Source organism: Desulfosporosinus paludis, from assembly GCF_045689965.1.
GTDB lineage: Bacteria > Bacillota > Desulfitobacteriia > Desulfitobacteriales > Desulfitobacteriaceae > Desulfosporosinus > Desulfosporosinus paludis.
Window position 1 is genome coordinate 4,271,791 of record NZ_CP144211.1, and the last position, 21,323, is coordinate 4,293,113.

Annotated in this window: 24 protein-coding genes and 1 pseudogene; all 25 read left to right on the top strand. The window is 42.1% G+C overall.

The genetic code is table 11. The features are described from left to right. Positions 1–48 precede the first annotated feature (48 nt). The 25 genes and pseudogenes from VZF35_RS21170 (at position 49) to aroQ (ending at position 21,314) form a co-directional block, all read left to right on the top strand. Positions 49–1,209: an acyltransferase gene (locus tag VZF35_RS21170; protein ID WP_407308235.1), complete on the top strand. Its 1,161-nt coding sequence runs from the start codon at positions 49–51 to the stop codon at positions 1,207–1,209. 120 nt (positions 1,210–1,329) lie between these two features. Then, positions 1,330–1,680, top strand: a complete 351-nt coding sequence (locus tag VZF35_RS21175; RefSeq protein ID WP_407308237.1) for a sensor histidine kinase — start codon at positions 1,330–1,332, stop codon at positions 1,678–1,680. A gap of 343 nt (positions 1,681–2,023) precedes the next feature. After that, complete coding sequence (locus tag VZF35_RS21180; protein WP_407308239.1) at positions 2,024–3,115, top strand: diguanylate cyclase; 1,092 nt, start codon at positions 2,024–2,026, stop codon at positions 3,113–3,115. An 811-nt stretch (positions 3,116–3,926) separates the two neighbouring features. Next, complete coding sequence (locus VZF35_RS21185) at positions 3,927–4,829, top strand: DUF2156 domain-containing protein (RefSeq protein WP_407308241.1); 903 nt, start codon at positions 3,927–3,929, stop codon at positions 4,827–4,829. 8 nt (positions 4,830–4,837) lie between these two features. Next, positions 4,838–5,743 (top strand): GNAT family N-acetyltransferase, encoded by a 906-nt coding sequence (locus VZF35_RS21190; RefSeq protein WP_407308243.1) that lies wholly within the window; start codon positions 4,838–4,840, stop codon positions 5,741–5,743. 44 nt (positions 5,744–5,787) lie between these two features. Further along, a pseudogene (locus tag VZF35_RS21195) lies at positions 5,788–5,908 on the top strand (sigma factor-like helix-turn-helix DNA-binding protein); the annotation flags it as partial. A 67-nt stretch (positions 5,909–5,975) separates the two neighbouring features. Then, a complete protein-coding gene (locus VZF35_RS21200) occupies positions 5,976–6,506 on the top strand; it encodes a YqeG family HAD IIIA-type phosphatase (protein ID WP_407308245.1) in 531 nt (176 codons plus the stop codon). A 117-nt stretch (positions 6,507–6,623) separates the two neighbouring features. Further along, positions 6,624–7,463, top strand: coding sequence for a shikimate dehydrogenase (gene aroE / locus VZF35_RS21205; protein WP_407308246.1), 840 nt, complete (start codon positions 6,624–6,626; stop codon positions 7,461–7,463). 11 nt (positions 7,464–7,474) lie between these two features. Beyond that, positions 7,475–7,912, top strand: coding sequence for a prepilin-type N-terminal cleavage/methylation domain-containing protein (locus tag VZF35_RS21210; RefSeq protein WP_407308248.1), 438 nt, complete (start codon positions 7,475–7,477; stop codon positions 7,910–7,912). Positions 7,913–7,988: 76 nt separating this feature from the next. Continuing rightward, on the top strand, positions 7,989–9,134 hold the full coding sequence (aroC, locus tag VZF35_RS21215) for a chorismate synthase (protein WP_407308250.1): 1,146 nt from the start codon (positions 7,989–7,991) through the stop codon (positions 9,132–9,134). 21 nt (positions 9,135–9,155) lie between these two features. Further along, complete coding sequence (locus tag VZF35_RS21220; protein ID WP_407308252.1) at positions 9,156–9,689, top strand: shikimate kinase; 534 nt, start codon at positions 9,156–9,158, stop codon at positions 9,687–9,689. Then, complete coding sequence (gene aroB / locus VZF35_RS21225; protein WP_407308254.1) at positions 9,661–10,755, top strand: 3-dehydroquinate synthase; 1,095 nt, start codon at positions 9,661–9,663, stop codon at positions 10,753–10,755. Before VZF35_RS21220 ends, aroB begins: the two co-directional genes overlap by 29 nt. Positions 10,756–11,009: 254 nt before the next feature. Then, positions 11,010–11,369 carry a type II secretion system protein GspG gene (locus VZF35_RS21230; RefSeq protein ID WP_407308256.1) on the top strand — a complete coding sequence of 120 codons (360 nt, stop codon included), beginning with the start codon at positions 11,010–11,012 and terminating at the stop codon, positions 11,367–11,369. 74 nt (positions 11,370–11,443) lie between these two features. After that, positions 11,444–11,836: a hypothetical protein gene (locus VZF35_RS21235; RefSeq protein WP_407308258.1), complete on the top strand. Its 393-nt coding sequence runs from the start codon at positions 11,444–11,446 to the stop codon at positions 11,834–11,836. After that, on the top strand, positions 11,823–12,383 hold the full coding sequence (locus VZF35_RS21240; RefSeq protein ID WP_407308260.1) for a prepilin-type cleavage/methylation domain-containing protein: 561 nt from the start codon (positions 11,823–11,825) through the stop codon (positions 12,381–12,383). Before VZF35_RS21235 ends, VZF35_RS21240 begins: the two co-directional genes overlap by 14 nt. Positions 12,384–12,439: 56 nt before the next feature. Continuing rightward, positions 12,440–12,715, top strand: coding sequence for a hypothetical protein (locus VZF35_RS21245; RefSeq protein WP_407308263.1), 276 nt, complete (start codon positions 12,440–12,442; stop codon positions 12,713–12,715). A 1-nt stretch (position 12,716) separates the two neighbouring features. After that, positions 12,717–14,402, top strand: a complete 1,686-nt coding sequence (locus VZF35_RS21250; RefSeq protein WP_407308265.1) for a GspE/PulE family protein — start codon at positions 12,717–12,719, stop codon at positions 14,400–14,402. A 19-nt stretch (positions 14,403–14,421) separates the two neighbouring features. After that, positions 14,422–15,468: a type IV pilus twitching motility protein PilT gene (locus VZF35_RS21255; RefSeq protein WP_407314773.1), complete on the top strand. Its 1,047-nt coding sequence runs from the start codon at positions 14,422–14,424 to the stop codon at positions 15,466–15,468. After that, the gene (locus tag VZF35_RS21260) at positions 15,465–16,667 is read left to right on the top strand and encodes a type II secretion system F family protein (RefSeq protein WP_407308267.1); all 1,203 of its coding nucleotides are present in this window, start codon (positions 15,465–15,467) and stop codon (positions 16,665–16,667) included. Before VZF35_RS21255 ends, VZF35_RS21260 begins: the two co-directional genes overlap by 4 nt. A 29-nt stretch (positions 16,668–16,696) precedes the next feature. Beyond that, complete coding sequence (locus tag VZF35_RS21265) at positions 16,697–17,209, top strand: type II secretion system protein (protein WP_407308269.1); 513 nt, start codon at positions 16,697–16,699, stop codon at positions 17,207–17,209. Between the two features lie 86 nt (positions 17,210–17,295). After that, the gene (locus VZF35_RS21270) at positions 17,296–18,045 is read left to right on the top strand and encodes a prepilin peptidase (RefSeq protein ID WP_407308271.1); all 750 of its coding nucleotides are present in this window, start codon (positions 17,296–17,298) and stop codon (positions 18,043–18,045) included. A 15-nt stretch (positions 18,046–18,060) separates the two neighbouring features. Continuing rightward, positions 18,061–19,515, top strand: a complete 1,455-nt coding sequence (locus VZF35_RS21275; protein ID WP_407308274.1) for a competence protein ComA — start codon at positions 18,061–18,063, stop codon at positions 19,513–19,515. A 23-nt stretch (positions 19,516–19,538) separates the two neighbouring features. Next, a complete protein-coding gene (locus VZF35_RS21280) occupies positions 19,539–20,090 on the top strand; it encodes a hypothetical protein (protein WP_407308276.1) in 552 nt (183 codons plus the stop codon). 86 nt (positions 20,091–20,176) lie between these two features. Further along, complete coding sequence (locus VZF35_RS21285) at positions 20,177–20,746, top strand: LysM peptidoglycan-binding domain-containing protein (protein WP_407308278.1); 570 nt, start codon at positions 20,177–20,179, stop codon at positions 20,744–20,746. Positions 20,747–20,867: 121 nt separating this feature from the next. Further along, positions 20,868–21,314, top strand: coding sequence for a type II 3-dehydroquinate dehydratase (gene aroQ, locus VZF35_RS21290; protein ID WP_407308281.1), 447 nt, complete (start codon positions 20,868–20,870; stop codon positions 21,312–21,314). Positions 21,315–21,323: the final 9 nt, after the last annotated feature.

The window sequence follows — 21,323 nt, forward strand, 5'->3', positions numbered from 1 at the left end:
GAAAGAGCCTCTCTGTAGGCTCCGGTTTTATAGGAAAGCGGGTTAAATATGCACAGAGAACATATTAAAGAATTAGACGTCCTAAGAGTGATTGGCTTTGTATTCGTTGTAGCCCAGCACGTTTTTGGCGCGTTTGCCTGGCGGGAAGGATCTGGCTTTGCTGAATCACTAATCTTGAGCTTGTTTTACGTCATTGCTCAATCTGCTGTGCCTATGTTTGTTATGATTGCTGCGATCAGCCTATTCTATAACCATGGGGAAAAAGTGAATATCCTAACTTTTTATAAAAAGCGTATCTGTTATATTTTTCTGCCGTATGTAGTTTGGACAATAATTAATATATTGGATGCCAAACAATATGACGAGCCTTCTTATGGCAATTTTATTGGACAACTAGCAGCCGGAACCGGAAGGTATCATCTATGGTATATGTCAATGGTTTTAAGAATTTATCTCTTCTTTCCATTAATATTATGGTTGACTAAACGAATACTGCGGATGGCCAGGCTTTACAAAGTAGGTTTTTTAGTAACTTATTTTGTGTTTTATTTAATATTGCTCGAAAATAATGGAATTACGAAGTTGATCGGCAAGGTCTTATTTGGAACCTCAACGTTTAATGAACAGAAATTCCTTGATCGAACGCCTTTATTGTGGTCGATATATTTTGTTATTGGAGCGTATGTCATCTTCGGATATCCCCATTTGTTGGTGTGGCTCCAGCGTTGTCAAAAACAAATATTACTAGCTTACGTACCGTTGATGCTCTACAATTATTACGTTGAAATAAGCCCGCATCTTCCCGGACATAACAATATTTCGAGTGGGTACCTATACTGTTTCCTAAAAGTATCATTCATGATTTTGTCAATCTTTGTGTTTTATAGTTTATCATGCTACATTTCAAGCCAAAAACCAAAGCTTTATCGTCAGATTAAAGAGGCAGCTACATATTCTTATTCTTGTTATTTGGGGCATGTTATTGTGCTCCAAGCTGTGGCGATGGAATTATGCAAGGTATATACCGTAAAAAGTATCTTGGTGTCAAGCATAATAATCTTTTTGCTAACTATTGTGTTAACCATAAAAATGATGCAGTTATTGAGCATGTTGCCACTTTCAAAATATTATTTGGGTACGAAGTATAAATACCTCCCCAAATTTTTTAACAAGAGGGATTCAACTTTCACATTAACAGAACGAGGTTAACCCAAATTGAGATTGAGTGCGAGGATGTATGTTAGCAATCTGAAGAAAATATGAGTAAGGCAAATAAACTTGCCCCTTGTTTATTGTGCTATTGACCAAATTAACCAGGTCGCTCTTAACATGATTATTAATTCTTCTCAAGCTATTAAAGAACTAGTTGACAACGGTACAACTATTAAGGGTATGATTCAAATTCAAACAGAATATAAGGAACCTAATATTTGTATAACTTTTAGTGATACTGGAAAAGGGATTCCTCATTCGATAATCTCAAAGATATTTGATCCTTTCTTTACAACTAAAGAAGTGGGTAAAGGCACTGGTCAAGGTCTAGCTATAGCTTATGACATTATTGTAAATAAGCACCATGGCACTATTGAGGTCAATTCAGAGGAGGGAAAAGGAGCCACATTTATCGTGACGCTTCCAGTAAAACATGATGAATTAAGTGAGGCTAATCAAATAAAATAAGGTTTTTGGTTCTATTTATTTATACTATTTCACGATGATTTCACTGCACAATCATACTAAAATTGTTACAATTCAACAATATTCTAGAGAAACTAGTAAACATGGGAAATATATCCTTCCATCTCCTTTACTCCTCCTAGCGAGGATTTTTTTATGCATCATTTTATATAGAAGCTTTATTGTAAGAATTTATTATTTTGGCCTTATTTTTGTAATTGGAAAATGTTATACTAGGTTTTGTTGCGCGATTGATATAATTTTTCCATCGACAAATAATTAGAAACTGCTGCTTGTTTTGAACTAATATTCCTTTTTTAATATCGTAACTATAGGAGTTCATAAAATGTTAAAAGACCTTTTTTTTAATGCATCCATACTTATTGCTGCGATAAGTATAGGCAACCAGATACTAATAAATAAAGACATATCACCGACCTCTCCTTTGGAATTAAGACTATTTTTTAGCCTAACAGCCGGTATCTTGGGAATAATCCTTATGGCAAGCAGCATTCAAATTTTACCAGGCGTAATTATGGATTTTCGAAATATTGCAATAATGTTAGCAGCAATATACTGCGGCTTAACATCTGCTCTTATAACAGGTCTTATAATTGGAGTTTTTCGATTACTTTACGCAGGTCTTACTTATCAATCAATAATAGCTACAATACCAGTAGTTGTCATTAGTTTTGGTTGCGGATATACTTCTTATCTGGGCATGAGTAAATTTAAGAAATGGTTAACTATGTATCTTTTTACATTAATAGTTCCAAGTATTGCATTTATTATTTTGATCAATGACCGAGTTTTGTTATTCAAAACAATCATTATTTACTGGCTTTGTACCGGCCTAGTTTCAACCTTTATATATCTCTATATTTCATATCTTGACTTATCGAAATTTATATACAGAAAATATCAACTCGATTCATCAAAGGATCACCGTACAGGTTTAAATAATGTCAGACAGTTTGATATCGAGTTAAATAAGATAATAAATGGACTGACAAGTGAAAGTCTAGTAACTATGCTTTTTATCGATATCGATTTTTTCAAGAAAGTAAATGATACTTATGGACATCAAAATGGCGACAAAGTCCTTGAGGATTTAAGTAAAATCTTATTAAGCTCAAGTAGTCATACAGATGTCGTATCTCGAAATGGAGGAGAAGAATTTTCAGTATTGATGACGGATTGTCCCAGAGATAAAGTTATAGAAGTTGCTGAGAGGATTAGGTTGGCAGTACAAGACCATAAGTTCTATCTAATTGACGGTCGATCCATTTCCATCACAGTCTCTATTGGTATTGCTATCTATCCAGACTCTGTTAATGATATAAACTTAATAGTAGAAAGGGCAGACTCAGCACTCTATGAGGCTAAGCGAACTGGTAGAAATAGAGTTACAATAGCTAGAGCGTCGGAAGAAAAATAGAGCACTCTTTTGATTATAAATGACCGTTTGAGTTTAGGCCTGCTTAATAATGTTTAAATTAGCTCAGTAGCATAAAGTTGCTAAAGCCTCCAGAAGAACTGTACAATTCATGTCCAGAAGTAAAAGAACCTAGATTAAATCATTTAGTAACATTAGGCTGACAGACCGTTAGCCTCTTGTTTTTGCAGTATGTTTCAGAATCGCTGCCGAGCATTGTATTAGTCCTTATCCACATTTTTTTAGAGTTATGGGCTGGATGTTTAGAAGATCTCGTTACTATAAAAAAGGTCATCCATCTCTCCAGAAGGCATTTGTTCCAAAGTTTCTTTATAGACTCGTTCCGAATCTTGTCGCTGGCGTCCTTTTGTTGGGGGGCCTTTTCTGTAAAGTTTTTGCACAAAGGAGGTAAAGGGTTCGTATAAACACGTTGTTAAGAGTCATTAAATATCGAGCGAAGGACCTTGGTAGGCCAATCTACGGGACTTAACGTTTCGGCTAATTTTTTGCCAAAGATCTTGAGATAAAATGGGGCCTAACAATTGAAAAAATGTGAATTTCGTGGTATTCATCGTGACCTTGCTACCAAATCATAACTGTTGGAATCTAAATTAAGGTAGGTTATGTTTTTGCTTATTGGAGTTATAATTGAGGTATATGGATAAAATCCACCTTAAAGATAAGTCTTGAATGGAGAAAGTTCTTAAGAGTTCTATCGTAAACATAGATATTTTTTTCAGAATTAGACAAGGAATTTTGCAAGCTTCGAAAGTAAATCCTATAAGAAAGAACTAAAATGGTTAGGTGGAGAAAAATGATTGACTTTAAAGAAATAGAACTTCACGATAAGAAATGGATAGAACCCCTTCTCACAATTGCTGACATGCGTGGCAGTCATCAAAATTTTACAAACATATTTGCTTGGTCGAAAATTTATAACTATCGTGTTGCACAGGTAGCGGGTTATCTTGTAGTCAAAGGGGTTGTTGATGATATCCCCTATTATTTTTATCCTGCAGGTTCGGGGAATCTCAAGTCTGTATTTGAGGTTATGAAACAAGACGCAGTTTCCTGCAAGCACGAATTTGTACTAGCTGGAATTTCGCCCGAAGATATTTTGATGATAAATCGCGAGTATCCTGAGCATTTCGAATATAAAGAGATGCGGGACAGCTTTGATTATGTTTATTTCCTGGACAAGCTTGTTACGCTTTCAGGAAATTCACTTCACTCCAAACGGAATTATCTCAATCGATTTATGAAGGAGAATCATGATTGGTTTTTTGAACCAATCAACCGAGATAATCTATCTGAGTGTTGGGAAATGAATCAAGAGTGGTGTAAGATTAATCCTTGCGATGAAGGTAGTATTTACAAGGAAAACTGTGCAGTACGTCGTTGTTTTAATCATTTTCCAGAACTGGGTTTAGAGGGTGGACTTATTCGAGTGGAGGGGAAGGTGATCGCCTACACTATGGGAGAAAAACTAAATTCAGACACCTATGTCATACATATTGAAAAGGCCTTTGGCAATATCGTGGGTGCCTATCAAATGATCAATCATGAATTTGCTTCGTTAATTAAAAAGAATTATCCTAATCTGATTTATGTAAACCGTGAGGAGGATATGGGTGTTGAAGGACTACGAAAGGCTAAATTATCCTACCATCCGGACAGAATGGAAGAAAAATACATGGCAACCTATTTTGAGGGGTAAAGAACAAGGTGGAGAATAAAATTAAGATGCAAGAAATAAGACTGGCTCAAAAAGGCGACGTAGATCGCCAAAAAGAGATATGGCAACTTTGTTTTGGTGACCCTGTCAGTTATATTGATTTCTACTATTCCAATCGGTATAAGAACGATGAAACAGCTGTATTGCTTCATGAAGGAGAGATTGCAGCTATGCTTACAATGATGCCAGTCAGGACAGTGAGGCATGATAAATATAGCTTTAGCACCTCCATGATATACGCAATCGCAACCGATCCTCAACATCAAAACAAAGGTTTTGCTACCCAACTAATAAATTTTAGCGACCAATATCTTAGAGCTTGCCAGACTGAACTTTCGGTATTAGTACCAGCCAATCCCCGGCTTTTTGACTATTATTGTAAACAAGGATACCGCAACGGATTCTATATCAAGGAGACTCGACTTTTTTCCCATAGTTTAGATAGCCTCCCTATTAATAAACAGTGCACTTGTACTATCACATCAATAACCCCTCAAGAGTATAACCGTCGAAGAAATAGCCAACTAAACGGCAGACTCTATATTTCGTATCCTGATGAAGACATTGCGTATCAGAAGAAACTGTCTCAACTATCTGGCGCAGATATTTATGCCGTCGATATTGAAGATATTGGGGGTTGTTTTGCGGTTGAAAGAATTAGCCCAGACAAGGTGCTAATCAAAGAAATCTTACTCCCTGAGGATTTTATAAACGTAGCTATAAAACAGATAGTTCAACTTGTATCAGCTAATGAATACATTTTTCGCATACCACCATACTTAGGCGAGCATTTAAGAGGCACTTTACGACCTTTCGGGATGTTTAAGACACATAAAAAATCGGATTGGATTATTAGCCCTGGTGACTTAGGATATTTGGGATTTGCCTTTGATTAGTAATGTGGGAAATTAATACAAGTAAATATCCAAATTCAAACCTGAAACGGACTCAACGTAAGATTGCTAAAGCTTTGGAGATTTCCAGATCCTACGTCTCAAGGACTAAAAAAAGCTATTCTAAAATTGATGGAAGAGATGAGGAAAGTAGATTCAAATAAATGATCCCTCGACTTGCCCTGGAACCATTCTCTAAGGTATAATTATGAAAAGTCTACACTTGGAGGGTTCAATGTTTGACTATTTTCGACCGACACTTCAAGCTCTTTCTTTAGATTGTATTGTGGTTGAGCAACTTGTTCAAGATGGAATCAAGGGGCTAATTATAGACTTAGACAACACTATGACGCCCTGGAATGATCTCGAAGTGGGTCCAAAGGTTGCAGAATGGTTTATTAAGGTTAAAGCAGCTGGTATTTCAGCATGCGTCGTGTCGAATAATAAAAAGCGACAACGCGTTGCAGCTGTTGCTGAGCAGTTACAAATTCCTTTTGTTTTTGGAGCGACAAAACCACGTGGAAGGGCTTTTCGTGCGGGAATGAAGCTTCTTGGAACAGGGCATAAGGATACTGCTGTTATTGGAGATCAGTTGTTTACAGATATTTTAGGTGGAAACAGACTTGGTCTCTATACAATTTTGGTAATTCCCATTAATGATCGTGAATTTTTAGGGACACGGATTATGCGTCGTTTGGAAAGAGTGCTTGTCTGGATGATGAAGCATTTTGCTTCCGCGAAACCGGCAAGTCCTAAGATCCATTAATAAAATCCATTTAGATGAGAAGCAACGAGGGAATGGCCAGCCATTCCTTTTTCTCTACCGTATTGCCTGGGAATTCACCTTTTACGTTGCTTAAGCATTTTGTAAAGGAAGTTTGCTATGGAGAAGCATTATGCAGTTATAGGGGACCCTATCGAGCATTCCTATTCGCCAGGGATGCACAATGCTGGATATAACTATTTAGGTATTGATGCGGTTTACCATCGCTTTCATGTTCACCCGGCTCATCTAGCTGAGGCGGTCAATGGACTGTGTGCTTTGGGGTTTGCTGGGTGGAACGTGACCTTGCCTCATAAAGAGAGTATTATAGCTTACCTTGATATCCTTACTCCTCAAGCTCGGCGCGCAGGAGCCGTGAACACTGTAAAGATCCACGAAGGCAAAAAGATAGGCCATAATACGGATGGAGATGGATTTGTCTGCTCAATAGAGGGAGATCTTCAAAGTTTGGCGGGCAAAAAGGCAGTCCTTCTCGGTGCTGGCGGAGCTTCCAAAGGAATTGCCTTAGCTCTTGCTGAACGGGGAATGCATATACATATTCTTAATCGTACTCCTGAAAAGGCTATGGATTTAGCCCGTTTTGTTCAGCGACAGGGGGGAAAAGGAAGTACAGGATCATTTGAACCCGGTGATTGGCTCAAGGATGTGGATCTATTGGTTCAAACCACTTCATTAGGGCTGCACGGTGAGCCTTTTCCGTTTACCTTAGCAGGGATTTCCGAGCAGGCACTCGTGGTGGATATTATAGTTAATGCCAGGGAAACAGCCTTTGTACAGGAGGCCAGGAAACAGGGATGTCGTACATTAGACGGAGTAGGCATGCTGCTTTATCAAGGGGCCTTGGCCTGGGAGTTTTGGCTGGGAGGACAAGCTCCCCTGGAGGCTATGCGCAAGGGTTTGAAGGATCAACTGCTGCAAAAGATGTTTTATAAAGGGTAAGGAAAAAAGCCATGTCTAAGATAAGCGATGAAGAGCACGGATTTACCCTTCTGGAAATGCTGCTTGTTTTAACTCTTGTGGCGAGTGCGGGTTTTGTACTCTTGCTTAAGCCCCCTATCCATATAGAGAGGGATCGCCTGGCTTTTATGACGACTCAATTATTAGAAGAAATACGAGATACCCGTCAGGCAGCCTTGGCGGAGAATGATTGGTATCAGGTTAAGTTTTATCCGCAGGCCGGAGACCATCATTATCAGATTTTCCGCGAAGGAACAAGAATTAAGGATATTCATTTAAAGGATGGGGTTCAATTTCTGGGTCAACCCGAAAATTTATTATTCAACGCATCGGGAAGAAGTGTGGGCACAACGATTACTTTAACCAACTCTTTAGGTGAGCACAGAAGTGTCGTTATTGCACCTGTCGGCATGCGGATTAAAGAAAAGTAATCTTTTAAGTAGTGAATCTGATTAACGAACTCTTTGTAGAACATTTTCATCATAGAATTTGAGGGAGGGGATAAGTATGCGCTTTTTAACGGCAGGGGAATCTCACGGTCAAAAGCTAATCGGAATTATAGAAGGACTTCCCTCGGGAATGAAGATTTCCAAAGATCTTGTCGATCAAGCCCTCAAGAAACGCCAGCAAGGGCCGGGACGCGGAGGTCGTATGGCTATTGAGCAAGATAAGGTTCATTTTCTCTCCGGTGTGCGTGGAGGACTCAGCACAGGAGCTCCCCTGGCTATGGAGGTTTTAAATCGAGATTGGGAAAACTGGGAGAAAATCATGGCTTGGGGAGAAGAGGCTGATTTAGAAAGTCGTAAAGTAATGACTCCTCGGCCAGGTCATGCTGATCTGACTGGCGCCCTTAAATATCGGACGGAGGTTCGGAACATCCTTGAGAGGGCGAGCGCTCGTGAGACTGCTATGCGCGTGGCGATCGGCAGCGTTGTAAGACAAGGATTGTCCAAACTGGGTGTGGAGATTCGAGGGCGGGTTCTTGCCGTAGGCGGAATTCAGGCCAGATTGTCCGATGACGATGACTACTGGGAGCGGGTTCAAAAATCGGAGTGGTCCGCGGGTGACCCTGACGCTGAACGTAAAATGGGAGAACGACTGCTTGAAGCACGAGAATTGGGTGAATCCCTGGGAGGAATGTTAGAAGTTCAAGTTCTGCATCTTCCTGCTGGATTAGGCTCGCACGTGCAATGGGACCGCAAACTTGACGGGAAATTGGCTCAAGCGGTTCTTTCCGTTCAAGCGATCAAAGGAGTGTCTTTTGGAATAGGGTTCGATGTTGGAGCCAAAATGGGTTCGCTGGTTCATGATCCGATAGAGTATACTCAGGGGCAGGGTTATCATAGAGCTTCCAATCATGCGGGCGGAATTGAAGGAGGGATGAGTAACGGAGAACCGATTATCCTTCAAGCCGTTATGAAACCAATCCCCACTCTCTATCAGCCTCTAAATACGGTCCATTTGGAAACGAAAGAGATCGTTAAGGCCAGTGTAGAGCGTTCAGATGTCTGCGCAGTTCCTGCAGCCTTGGTAGTTTTAGAACATGTAGTGGCTTGGGTTATCGCAGAGGCAGTCCTGGAGAAATTTCCTGCAGACAGTTTTATGGAATTAGAAACAGCTTGGGAAGAGTATAAAGAGTATCTGAAATTATAAAGAGTGAGAGGAGGGATCTCCATGCGAAACATTGTTCTCATCGGGTTTATGGGAACCGGCAAAAGCACAGTTGGTAGGCGCCTGGCACAGTCGCTTGCTTGGAACTTTGCCGATACAGATTGTGAAATTGGAGAAGTGACGAAATTAAGTGTGAGTGAAATTTTTCGCCGGCATGGAGAGACTCGCTTTCGATCGGAAGAAAGAATCGTTGTCGATCGGCTGTCTCAGGAAGATAAACTTGTCATTGCAACGGGTGGCGGTACTGTGCTGAATCCGGTAAATTGGGAAGCCTTGGCTAAGAACGGGATCATCATTAGTTTGTATGCCACCCTAGAGGTTATTCTCAATCGGATCGGTCATAAAAATGACCGCCCACTCCTCAAAAGCTCTAGAGAAGAGATTGAAAAACTATGGTTAGTACGGCAGCCCTATTACGAAAAGGCTGACTTTACGGTGGATACCACGCTTAAAACGATTGATGAAGTTGTGAGTGAGATTCTCGCCCAACTTGGAAGGATGGCTATTCATGAGTTCAGCAGAGTGGCAAAAAATTGAAGTATTAGCGGATAGAAGCTATCCGGTTTATTTAGGAGCTCCCCTCGAAGAATTGGGTGACTATCTGCATTCTCTGCCCGAAAAGGTCGAGCATATTCTGATAATCTCGCACCAAACGGTTTTAGACTTATATGCTAAGCGGCTTATGAAAGGTTTGGAAGATTATCGCGTTAATTTGTTGGTCGTACCTGCCGGGGAGACAGAAAAGTCCTTAGAGCGTTTGAGCCAGTTGACTACGGCGGCGTTACGTTATGGTGCTGATCGTAAAACGTTGGTCGTCGCTCTTGGCGGTGGGGTGATCGGAGATCTGGCTGGTTTTTTTGCAAGTGTATTTATGCGAGGAATTCGCTTGATACAAGTTCCTACCACGTTGTTGGCGCAGGTGGACAGCAGTATTGGTGGTAAAGTTGCAGTCAATCATCCAGCAGGCAAAAACATTTTAGGTGCATTTCACCCTCCCCAAGCTGTTTGGACAGATTTTACGACCTTAGAAAGTTTACCCTGGATTGAAGTGGAAAACGGCTTAGCGGAAAGTATTAAACATGCCTTGATTGCAGACTCAGATCTTTTTGACTTTTTTGAAACTCAAGTTGACGGCATAAAGCGGCGTGACCCTTCGATTTGGCGAATGATGGTGACAAGGTCTTCCTCTGTTAAAGTTAGGATTGTGTCGCAAGATGAGCGAGAACAAGGGATTCGTGGATTGTTGAATTTGGGGCACAGCTTTGGGCATGCCTTAGAAACCCAGATGAACTATCGAGGTGTAACGCATGGTCAAGGAGTTAGTATTGGTATCGTTGCAGCTGCCCATCTTGCCAATGCCAAAGGACTCATCACCTTAGACGAGGTGGAGAAAATAGAACAATTGTTGCAACATTATGGATTACCGACGACAATCTCGGGCCAAGATCCTCAGGCCTTGCTGCAACGAATGCAAGCAGACAAAAAAAATCAAGGAGGACGTAAAATTCTAATTTTGCCACAAGGGATCGGAAACGCTGTGATTTCCAAAGATTGTTTGGATAGTGAGATCTTAGCTGCTTGGCACCATGTCATTTCAGATTAAATTGAGCAGTTGCTGAAAGCTTATTAACTTTTTACATAGGTTGGATAAAGGTCTGACAGGAATTAAGAGATTCTTGTCGGATCTTTTGTTTTATTTTCTTGAAGAGATAAAAATTGATTGAATTCAGTGATTAATCAGATAAAAATACTAATGATTACTAATCTTATAAACATATGTCGATTGAAGAAGGAGTTTTATGACGGACAGAGAAAGTTTACAAAAAAATGAGTCAATTTCGAGGAGAATGCTGAATAATGGCTTGCGTGGCTGGGATGGATAGATTAAAGAAGGGTAGGCAAGCGGGTTATAGCCTATGGGAACTTGCGTTGGTTCTATTTTTAATGGGCGTTCTGCTTTCCCTAGTTGTGCCGCACTTTAGTTCGTCGTCGTACTATGTTCGGCAGCAAGTCGATCTAGCCAATAAGCAGAGGATTGAAGGCGCTGCACAGATTTATCGCCTGGATGTTGGAAATTTTCCAGTGCATGTTTCTGATTTAGTTTACTTACCGACGGGGATAAGCGGATGGCGGGGACCTTATTTAAAGGAAATACCTATAAACCCCTTTAACTCAGCCCAAAGTTATCAAATCGACGCCCTTGGGCAGGTAAAATAGAAAGGAGAGTGGATACAACCAAGTTACTTGAGTGTTCCTGACTGATAGGTTGAGTTAATGACACATGGGAGGAGATGGCAACGAAGAGATATAAACGATCTGAGGGTTATATATTGTTTGATGTGCTGCTGGCGATCTTTCTTTATTCCTTGGGCTTTACTGTTTTGTATGGGCTGACAGAGGAAGCAATTTTCGAAACTCATCAGGTTTCGTCTCTAATAGAAGGAGCTAACCTTGCCCAGAGCATCATGGATCAATTGGCAGCTCATAGCTGGAGGGACAATATCGCATCTCAGGCCTGCATACCCGGAGGAGTTGTACAGGGGAGCGAAGGAGTTTTTCATTGGTTCATACGTTCCGACTGGGCTGACATGCCTCAACTCCTGAAAATTAGTGTGGAGGTGCATTGGGCAGAACGGGGGAATGAAGGCCGGTATCAGTTGGAGAGTCTTTATGAAGTTGAATAGTGTTCGAGCTGATATCGGCATGACCCTGTTGGAAGTGATTTTTGCCTTACTTATTGTCAGTATTCTCTTAACAAGTACCTTGAGTTTACTGATAGAGCAATGGAAGGGTGCCAATGCTCTGAAAAACCAACTGGAAGCGCATTACGCTTCAATGACCGCAGGAAAAACAATCGCCGCTGAAATTCGACGAGCAAAAACCGTCCAATGGCTTTCGGATCGGAAGGAATTAACGATTCTGCCTCTGCCCGATGATGATAATCCTACCCCGACTCAGGATTCTTATTTCATTGCTGATTTGGATAATGACGGAACGAAGGATTTATACTGGAAACACTTGGGGGTATCTCAGCCTATCGCCAGCTATTTGACAAGTTGGGAAAGCTTGGAGGTGGAACCAGGACTATGGGAGGTTTCTTTGCATATCAATGTCCAAGGACAAAACGCGAGCTGGAAAATGGCCATACGACAACGTGTATCTGCAAAGATATCTTCTGTGTGCAGAGATTCAAGGAGGGTTTTATCAGTCTGCTCATCCTTATTTTGCTAACAGCCTTCTCTGGACTCGGAATGGAAGTGTATCTAAAGGCAAATGTGGAGAAGAGGATGCTTAAACGAGAACTTCAGAGCAGACAGGCGCTTTACGTGGCAGAAGGAGGAATTGAGTGGGCAAAAGCCCATTTGCAAGAAAATCCTGGGTTACGGCGAGGAGATCTATCCCTCGACACTGGGCAGGCAACAATCGTGATTGTCTCAAGTAGTGGTAGGTATCAAGTGATTTCAGAAGGGCATTCTGGTTTCGCTGTTCGTAAAATTGAGGAAACTCTTCAACTTGAGGAAGGAAAATGGAGTAGTATTAGTTATAAGGAGTTACATAAGTAATATGAAAAAAGGAGATGAATTTGTCCAATATCTGCTTACCTACATTAATCTCGACCTTAAAGAAATAACCCAAGAATTGGGGCGTGAGCTAAGTGTTGAAGATGTATCAGGAGAGGATCTCGTACAGAGGGGACTCCTGTCTAAAAAGCAGTTGGCTGAAGCGATGCGCAGATACCTCGGTATCCCTGAGATTTCGTTGACTCAAGTCATCTTTGACCCTGGGATTGTTGGATTAGTTCCTGAAGAGATGGCTCGTCGCTATACGCTTATCCCTTTTCAGCGTCAGGCTGGAATTTTAAGGGTTGCCATGGTTGATCCTACAAATGAACGTGCTCTCCGAGACCTTCATGTGATCACAGGGTTAGAGATTGACCCGGTTTTCTCCAGCGCTGAGGAAATTCAAACAGCTATTCGGCAGCATCTTACGGTTGAACAGTCTGTCGCTAAACTCAATCATCTGGTTAATCATACCTTGGAAGAACCAGGAGTGTGGAAAGAGAACAGAGACTATGACTTTCAGGAAGAGGATGCACCTACCCTAAAATTGGTCTACTCTGTGCTTCAAGAGGCAGTTGTGCAAGGAGTTAGCGACATTCATTGGGAGCCTCGTCAAAAGGATTTTGTGGTTCGCTATCGAATTGATGGAAAGCTTATTCGGAAACATACTTTTTCCTCTCATGTCGCTCGGAGCATCGTATCGTCTCTCAAGGTTATGTCTCAGATGGATGTCGCGGAACGGCGGCTGCCCCAAGATGGACGAATGACCTTTAGTGTCGGAGTAAGGCGCGTAGATATGCGGATGTCCTCTCTTCCTACCGTTCACGGGGAGAAAATTGTGATTCGCATCTTAGATCCTGAGATGGCTCAGCGTTCCTTAAAAGATTTAGGTATGCGTTCAGAGGTGGAGGCGGGAGTCCAGGGGTTACTGAAGCATTCGAACGGTTTGATTCTGATCGTCGGGCCGACAGGCAGTGGTAAAACAACGACGTTATATGCACTTTTGCGGGAATTAAACGCTGAGGAGCAAAACGTCATTTCAATCGAAGAGCCTGTCGAATATCAACTTGCGGGAATTAACCAAGTTCAAGTGAATCTTCCTGCAGGTCTTAGTTTCGCAGTTGGATTGAGACATATATTGCGTCAGGATCCAGATGTGATCATGATCGGGGAAATCCGTGATGAAGAGACGGCACGAATAGCGATTACCGCATCCCTTACAGGTCATTTGGTCTTATCAACCTTACATACGAATACTGCAGCAGAGGCCTTGGCACGCCTTATAGATATGGGAATAGAACCATATTTACTGGCATCTGCAGTGAGTGGAGTTTTATCACAACGTTTAGTTCGCCGCTTATGTGATGCCTGCAAGATAAGTTATCAGGTATCTGAGGTTGAGAAACAAGTGCTGCGCTTGCCAATTTCCACAACTCACCTTTATCAACCTCAGGGATGTCTCAAATGCTTAGGAACAGGTTTTCGAGGAAGGATTGGAATTCATGAGTTTTTACCTTATAGCCAGGAGATTAAGGAATTAGTCCTTACACAACATAATACGCGTGACATCGAGCAGCAGGCGCTGGTTTCGGGAATGATGACAGTCTACGAAGATGGCCTTTTGAAAGTTATACAAGGTTTAACGACTGTGGAGGAGGTACTGTTTACAACTTCCAAGATTGATGAGTAAGAGGAGAGAACAAGACAAAATGGTTTCAATTCAAGAACTTTTGCATGCAGCTGGAGAAAAAAAGGCCTCTGATGTTCATTTGACAGTAGAAAGTGCACCAGTTTTGCGCGTGGATGGATCAATGGTACATTTGCCAATGGATAAGCTGTCACAGTCGGATTTAGAATCCTTTGCTCGTGCACTCATGAATGATGAGCAGAGTAAACGATTTAAGGAATTGGGAGAACTGGACTTATCCTATAGTTTGCCTGGTGTTGGACGTTTTCGTGTTAACGTTTTCCGCCAGAGAGGATCAATTGGGATAGTCATCCGCTTAATTCCCTTTGTCATTCCGACTCCGGAAAGTTTAGGTTTGCCCGCTGTAAGTGTTGAGCTTGCCAAGCTACCTAAAGGCTTGGTTCTAGTGACCGGCCCCACCGGAAGTGGTAAATCGACAACCCTTGCCTCACTTGTAGATTATATTAATCGAACAAGAGCATGTCATATTGTTACCATAGAGGACCCAATAGAGTATTTACATAGGCATAAATTAAGCCTAGTTAATCAACGGGAAGTCGGCAACGATACTTATTCATTTTCCAATGCTTTGCGTGCCGTCCTGCGACAAGACCCAGATGTGATCTTAGTCGGTGAGATGAGAGACCTCGAAACGATTGCTACGGCAATAACGGCTGCGGAAACTGGACATTTAGTGTTTAGTACCTTACATACAAACGATGCAACCCAATCCGTGGACCGCATGATTGACGTCTTTCCACCACATCAACAGCAGCAAATTCGTGTTCAACTGGCGGCTGTTTTACAAGGGATTATGTCACAACAATTGTTTCTTAGAGCAGATCATAAAGGACGTGTGGCCGCTATTGAGGTCATGTTGGCGAATCCCGCAGTTCGCAGCCTGATTCGTGAGGGCAAAACCCATCAACTTCCCACGGTTATTCAAACCAATGGCAAACTAGGTATGCAAACGATGGACAAAGCCATTATGGAGCTCGTTCAAAAAGGTGTTGTAGCTTATGAAATTGCCAAAGAAAAACTACAGAGCCCTGATAGTATTCGGAGATGAGCAAACACTGGTTTACATGGAAAGCGTTGGATAATGAGCAAACTATGATAGGCGGTTTGTGGGTAGGGGACGATGCTGCGGAGATTCAAGCACGTCTAAGAAATGAAGGATTTTTCCCAGTGGCAATACGAAGACGACAGAAGCCCCTAAGAGAGTTCTTGATGCATCGAGCTCAAATACGATGGAGCTTTCAAACCCGCCGATTAGCGAATCTTTTAGAAGCTGGAATACCTTTTCTTCAAGCCTTGGAAATTATGACCTCACAAAAAGGTGAACTGACTTTCGAACAGAAACAATGGCTGAGAGTTAAAGATCGTGTGATGGCAGGGAGTGATTTATCGGAAGCCTTACAGGATCTGGATTCACCTCCGACCCCCTACGTGCTTTCTATGATTAAAGCAGGAGAACATGCTGGAAACCTCGGCAAGGCTCTTAATGAAGTAGCGGATGAGCTGGAGCAGGATGATGCCTTTCGCCTAAAGATACATACGGCTCTGGCTTATCCTATGCTTTTGTTAATAGCTGTCCTGGTAGCGCTTTTCGTTCTTTCAACTGAAGTGCTGCCAATGTATGAGAAACTGTTTGTGAGTATGGATGTGGAATTGCCATTTATGACCCAAGTCATTCTTATGGTTGGGCGAAAACTGCCCTTTATTTTAGCAAGTTTATTTTTAATAGCTATAGGAGGGATTCTTGTCCTAAGGTTTCGTAACCCTAATGATTGGAAAATAAACCTTAAAGGTTTAATGAGGTATCTTCCTCTTCTAAACAAGATCTATCGTTTAAACGGATTGGTTCAATTCACCCGTATCCTGGGCCGTCTGCTGACCACAGGAATCCCCTTGTTGGAAGCCTTGCGTTTAACGGCAGATACATGTCGCGGTTCAGACATGTTGAAGTTGACAGAGCAGCTTATACAAAGTGTCCGACAGGGACAGCGCATGGCTTATATCTTAAATACCAGCGAAGTTTTTCCGAGAGAAGGGGCTGAAATGTTGGCCGTTGCTGAGGAAACCGGACAGCTGGATATGATGCTGTATCATATTACGCGTCTATTTCGCAGAGATCTTGAGTGCCAGCTCGAACGGTTGACCCGTATGATAGAGCCTGCACTTATACTCTTACTGGCAGGATTAATAGGTTTAGTGGCTGGGGGAGTTATGCTTCCAATTTTCGAACTTAGTTCACATATTGAATAAGGAACTCGTTGGATTTGGAGGGAGAAAGAATGAAAGGGATGAATAAGCTCAAAAATGCAGACGGTTTTACGTTGCTGGAAGTTATGGCTGTGGTCATTATAATGGGCATTATCGTAGCCATAATTATTCCTAAATTAACCTTAAGTACGGCTAATGCACGGAGAAAAGCCGATGTAGCAACGGCACACCAGATTAAAGCGGCCTTTGACCGCTATCAAGTTGAAAATGGAATTTATCCTAAAAAAACGGAGGTTACAATAAAGGAAACCGGTGAGGTCGATAGCGTGAAATTGATTCCGAAGTATATCGGAAAGTTGGACAGATCGACGACACAACAGGTTGTTGCAGATGAGAATAAAGGGTTCGGGATTGCAGAGCTAAAGGCCGATGCCGCAGATAGCTCGCTCTATCTCATCCCGGAACCTAAAGCGGGTGACACAATCCATTCAGTGATGATTTATTTGACAAATGATGGCTTAGCGGCCGAAGTTCGAACTTATGATGATGATTTAAAAAATGTCCTTTGGACATCAGCAAATTAAACATTGTGAACGTGTTTCTGTATTCATTGTCAGTCTCCTAAACTGAAGAGGTGGGCACATTGTTGTTTTTATTGCTAGTGAATATAATGCTTGGAGTTCTTGGCCTCCTAATCGGCAGCTTTTTAAATGTTGTAATTTATCGGGTTCCTCGTGGAGAATCGGTTGTATCCCCTGGTTCACACTGCCCGAAGTGCGGCCATGCTCTTCGGGCTTGGGAGCTCATTCCTGTGGTTAGTTTTCTGATTCAAGGTGGACAGTGTAGAAGCTGCCAGTCGCCTATCTCCTGGCGCTATCCCATCGTCGAACTACTTACGGGTTTTCTCTTTTACCTAACAGGTGAGCTAGCTTTCAATATGGCTCTCCATCCGGCACGATTATTATTGGATCTAGTGTTTATATCGGTGCTGATTGCTTTATCGTTGATTGATTTAGATACATTCTGTTTGCCGGATGTTCTCACTTTGCCGCTTTGGGGACTTGGCATTTTAGGTGCCTTTCTTCTGCCGGGGAGTCCGAACGGCTGGGAAAGTGTCTTAAGTTCTCTAGGTGCTGGTGGGCTTTTCTGGGTGATTGCCAAGGTTTACCCACAAGGAATGGGGTTTGGAGATGTTAAGCTGGTAGCTGCCTTAGGTGCATTTTTAGGTTTTCCCTCTATTTTTCTGGCGATCTTCTCAGGGAGTTTTCTGGGAGCCCTTATAGGGATTTTTTATATCCTGACAGGTCATAAAAGTTTTCGGCAACAGATCCCTTTTGGACCTTATCTCTCACTTGGAGGGGTCTTAGCGCTGCTGTGGGGAGTACGAATTTTCGATTGGTATTGGATATGGGTTCGATAACGGGAGGGTGACTCGATGAGTAGAGAGTCTGTAATCTATGAGGTGACAGATCATGAAATACGAGTTTTTAAATCCCCACTTCCCTTGTTTAGAAATTTTAAGCTAAAATCCGAGGCCGCAGAAGTTCAATTTGATCGCATTCCAATTTTTGGTGTGGTCGAACAAGGGGTTGTTCGTGACGAAGAGGCCCTGTTCGAAATTCTAACAAATTATTGTTCAGAGCATTCATGTAAAAACCATCAGGCTTATTTGGCAATCCCTTTGCAAACAGGGATTGTGCGCTCTTTCGTAATACCTTGGCTTTCAAAGCGGAACCGAAGATCGGCAATATCTCTCTTAACCGCAGAAGAGATGCCGAGTCAATCAGATATAATTTATGATTATTTTGTCCTAGCTGAAGAAAAGCACCAAAACCTAAAGGTATTGTTAGGGGCTGTGCGAAGGAGCTTATTAGAACGATATATAATAATTTTTAAACGAGCGAACATTGAGATTGTGGGCATAAATTTTTCGTTGGCAATTTTGGGACAAAGCCTGGGGTTTGAATCCAATGAAGATGTACTCTATTTACAAGGTGAATCTGAAGGGCTTCAATTGGCAATATTCCGAGGAATCATACCAGAAAATATGCGTAGACTGCGCTCAGCGCGAGAATCACATTTTCCCCCCCATGACGAGCAAGGTCAAGTGAGCTTAGATAAACCCTTGGAGGAGTGGGAAAATGAAATCCGGCGATTTCTCGTATATCATAGGACACAGCATCCGGATCTTAATTTCCAACGACTTGTTTGGAATGGCGACTCAAGCGTTCAGTCTGTAGCCCAGGCTCTGTTGAGATCCAATCTTGTTTCAGCTGTTGAGAAAGCTGAGCTAAAGTCAGTGCCTGAGGCCTGGAAAAAGGTCCTGGAGGACTATGAGGGAGGGAGTGAGGTGGCGGTTGGATACGGAATCCTAGCCTTCTCACACCGACCTGTTCTTAATCTATGGCGACAGCGGAAAAGAGAACAGACAGTAGAACGAAGGTATCAAGTGCTGGCTTTTGTTCTTTGCGGGCTCTTTTTGCTGGGAAATATAGTTTGGTACTCACTTTATCTAAAGTCCTCATTCTTAGAAAAAGAAGTCGTAGAGCTTGCCAAACAAGGTGAACGGATCGAAGCGGAGATAAAATATCAGAATGATCTAGGAACGGCTTGGAACAACGTTAAAATTCACTCGGAGAAAATTGGGGAAGATTTGAGCCAAGTGCAAGCGTTATCTGGGCCGGAGTTAGAGATTGGACAAATCGTCTTCAAACAAGGAACCATGTTCTTGCATGGCAGGGCAAAGAATGCGCGCAGCATAGAGACTTTAATCACAACCCTGAAGGTGATGGGCTGGGATGAACCTGCTCTGTCAAGTTATCAATTGACATCACTTAACAGCATTGAATTTTCTTTAAACACCAAACGAGCGAAGAAGGAACGGGATTAACCTCGAGTAGAGGAGGTTAAGTATTGTCTTATTTCTCAAAGAAAACTTACGATTCAGGACTTAAAATTTCGATGATCTCTCATCCAAGGAAGATTCCTATAAAAAAAGTCAAAGGTATTGTTGTAGCATTGCTGCTTTGCACAACTTTGGGGTTTGCTTTGCTTTGGCAACCAGCATATGATCACTTACAGGGTCTGAAAAAGGAAAAAAACTATTGGCAGAAGGTATTAAAAACAGGTGTTGATGACACTGGCGGTTTGTCTAGGGGCATGATTCCGAGCATGGATCAATTGCCTGACATTATTGAGCAATGTCAAGATGCTTTCGGCAAAGAAGGCGTTAAAGTGGCAGCGCTAAATGTTGAACGGTTTGGAGAGCGCAATGAGAGCAGCCTTGGAGTAAGTTTCGATTATACTATGGTACGACTGCATTTGCAGGGGAAATGGGAAAATATTGTCCCGTCTCTTAACACTCTGGAAGACCTGCGAGAAGGTATCATTCATGTCCAAGAGGTTGTTTTAGATGCGGAAGGGGGAGAAGTATTGCTTCAGATTTATTGTTATACAGGGAAGTAAATTTCTGAAATTATATCCATATGAGGGATATATAGTAACGTGACATTCCTTCTCTTACATACGTTAAAGAAGAGGAGGGATTTTAGGTGATTAAAGAATACATTCTTCAGCCGGGAGATAATTTTCATGGTCTGGCACAGCGATGGGGGTGCTCCTGTGATGATTTTATACAAGCCAATCCAAATCTTGACCCCTGGAAGCTTCAGATAGGACAAAAAATCGTTCTTCCTGACTTCAAAGGTGGTCTCAAGGGGACCGAGCACTATGCTGATATTGGTGTGGCCCAAGGCCAAGAATTCGTAGGCGATTATCTCGATAATGTCGAAATTGAAGTTGAAGGAGTCCATTTTCGTCTTCGGCGGATCGGAGAGCCCAAGATTCCCCATGAGATTCATTTTATTCTTCCCCGTACGGAGATTCATAAAACTCAACCTTCCGGTGAAGGGGGACCCACCGAACTGCAAATTATGCTCAGCAATTTAGATGTTGTGCTCTCTCCGCGTCTAGTAAGCGGAGAAGGGGATAAGGCTGAAAAGATCAAAGCCACGCCCCAATCTACGATTCAAACCAAAGTTCAGCAAAGTTCACAATCACCCCAACAGTTTCCTCAGATTCAAGCACAACACGAAGCCCGTCTTGAAGAAAGGCTTGCCTGAGTTCAGTTGATCAAAGCTCTGCCTCCGTATAACGGAGGTTTTTGTTTGGAATAGTAACTATTAACTTTGCTACTCTCCTAAATTGTGATAATATTTTGGGTAAAGACGAGGAAGTGATGAATTGGCAAGTATTTGGGTATTTCATGGTCCTAACTTGAACTTATTGGGAGTACGAGAACCACAACATTATGGTTCACGCACTTTAGCAGAGATAAATCAAGAGGTGCTTGAGATCGCCAAGCTCGCTGGACTAAACGCAGAATGTCGGCAAACGAATCATGAAGGAGATCTGATTGACTGGATTCAAGCTCTAACCCCAGCGGATTTTTTAATACTCAATCCAGGAGCCTGGACTCATACCAGTTATGCAATTCGGGATGCCATAAGTGCAGTCAAGGTACCTGCTGTGGAAGTTCACCTTTCGAACATTCATGCTCGTGAAGCTTTTAGATCGAGTTCCCTGATTGCGCCTGTTTGTCTTGGACAAATATCGGGGCTGGGAGCGGATGGTTACGCCTTGGCAACACGTTATGCTGTTGATTACCAAATTCGTCGTCAACAAAAATAAAGGAGGTTG

What these genes read in the sequence shown, in the direction of transcription:
- VZF35_RS21170 (WP_407308235.1), top strand. Translation starts at nt 49, where the DNA reads ATGCACAGAGAACATATTAAAGAATTAGACGTCCTAAGAGTGATTGGC.
- VZF35_RS21175 (WP_407308237.1), top strand. Translation starts at nt 1,330, where the DNA reads ATGATTATTAATTCTTCTCAAGCTATTAAAGAACTAGTTGACAACGGT.
- VZF35_RS21180 (WP_407308239.1), top strand. Translation starts at nt 2,024, where the DNA reads ATGTTAAAAGACCTTTTTTTTAATGCATCCATACTTATTGCTGCGATA.
- VZF35_RS21185 (WP_407308241.1), top strand. Translation starts at nt 3,927, where the DNA reads ATGATTGACTTTAAAGAAATAGAACTTCACGATAAGAAATGGATAGAA.
- VZF35_RS21200 (WP_407308245.1), top strand. Translation starts at nt 5,976, where the DNA reads ATGTTTGACTATTTTCGACCGACACTTCAAGCTCTTTCTTTAGATTGT.
- aroE (WP_407308246.1), top strand. Translation starts at nt 6,624, where the DNA reads ATGGAGAAGCATTATGCAGTTATAGGGGACCCTATCGAGCATTCCTAT.
- VZF35_RS21210 (WP_407308248.1), top strand. Translation starts at nt 7,475, where the DNA reads ATGTCTAAGATAAGCGATGAAGAGCACGGATTTACCCTTCTGGAAATG.
- aroC (WP_407308250.1), top strand. Translation starts at nt 7,989, where the DNA reads ATGCGCTTTTTAACGGCAGGGGAATCTCACGGTCAAAAGCTAATCGGA.
- VZF35_RS21220 (WP_407308252.1), top strand. Translation starts at nt 9,156, where the DNA reads ATGCGAAACATTGTTCTCATCGGGTTTATGGGAACCGGCAAAAGCACA.
- aroB (WP_407308254.1), top strand. Translation starts at nt 9,661, where the DNA reads ATGAGTTCAGCAGAGTGGCAAAAAATTGAAGTATTAGCGGATAGAAGC.
- VZF35_RS21230 (WP_407308256.1), top strand. Translation starts at nt 11,010, where the DNA reads ATGGCTTGCGTGGCTGGGATGGATAGATTAAAGAAGGGTAGGCAAGCG.
- VZF35_RS21235 (WP_407308258.1), top strand. Translation starts at nt 11,444, where the DNA reads ATGGCAACGAAGAGATATAAACGATCTGAGGGTTATATATTGTTTGAT.
- VZF35_RS21240 (WP_407308260.1), top strand. Translation starts at nt 11,823, where the DNA reads ATGAAGTTGAATAGTGTTCGAGCTGATATCGGCATGACCCTGTTGGAA.
- VZF35_RS21245 (WP_407308263.1), top strand. Translation starts at nt 12,440, where the DNA reads ATGCTTAAACGAGAACTTCAGAGCAGACAGGCGCTTTACGTGGCAGAA.
- VZF35_RS21250 (WP_407308265.1), top strand. Translation starts at nt 12,717, where the DNA reads ATGAAAAAAGGAGATGAATTTGTCCAATATCTGCTTACCTACATTAAT.
- VZF35_RS21255 (WP_407314773.1), top strand. Translation starts at nt 14,422, where the DNA reads ATGGTTTCAATTCAAGAACTTTTGCATGCAGCTGGAGAAAAAAAGGCC.
- VZF35_RS21260 (WP_407308267.1), top strand. Translation starts at nt 15,465, where the DNA reads ATGAGCAAACACTGGTTTACATGGAAAGCGTTGGATAATGAGCAAACT.
- VZF35_RS21265 (WP_407308269.1), top strand. Translation starts at nt 16,697, where the DNA reads ATGAAAGGGATGAATAAGCTCAAAAATGCAGACGGTTTTACGTTGCTG.
- VZF35_RS21270 (WP_407308271.1), top strand. Translation starts at nt 17,296, where the DNA reads ATGCTTGGAGTTCTTGGCCTCCTAATCGGCAGCTTTTTAAATGTTGTA.
- VZF35_RS21275 (WP_407308274.1), top strand. Translation starts at nt 18,061, where the DNA reads ATGAGTAGAGAGTCTGTAATCTATGAGGTGACAGATCATGAAATACGA.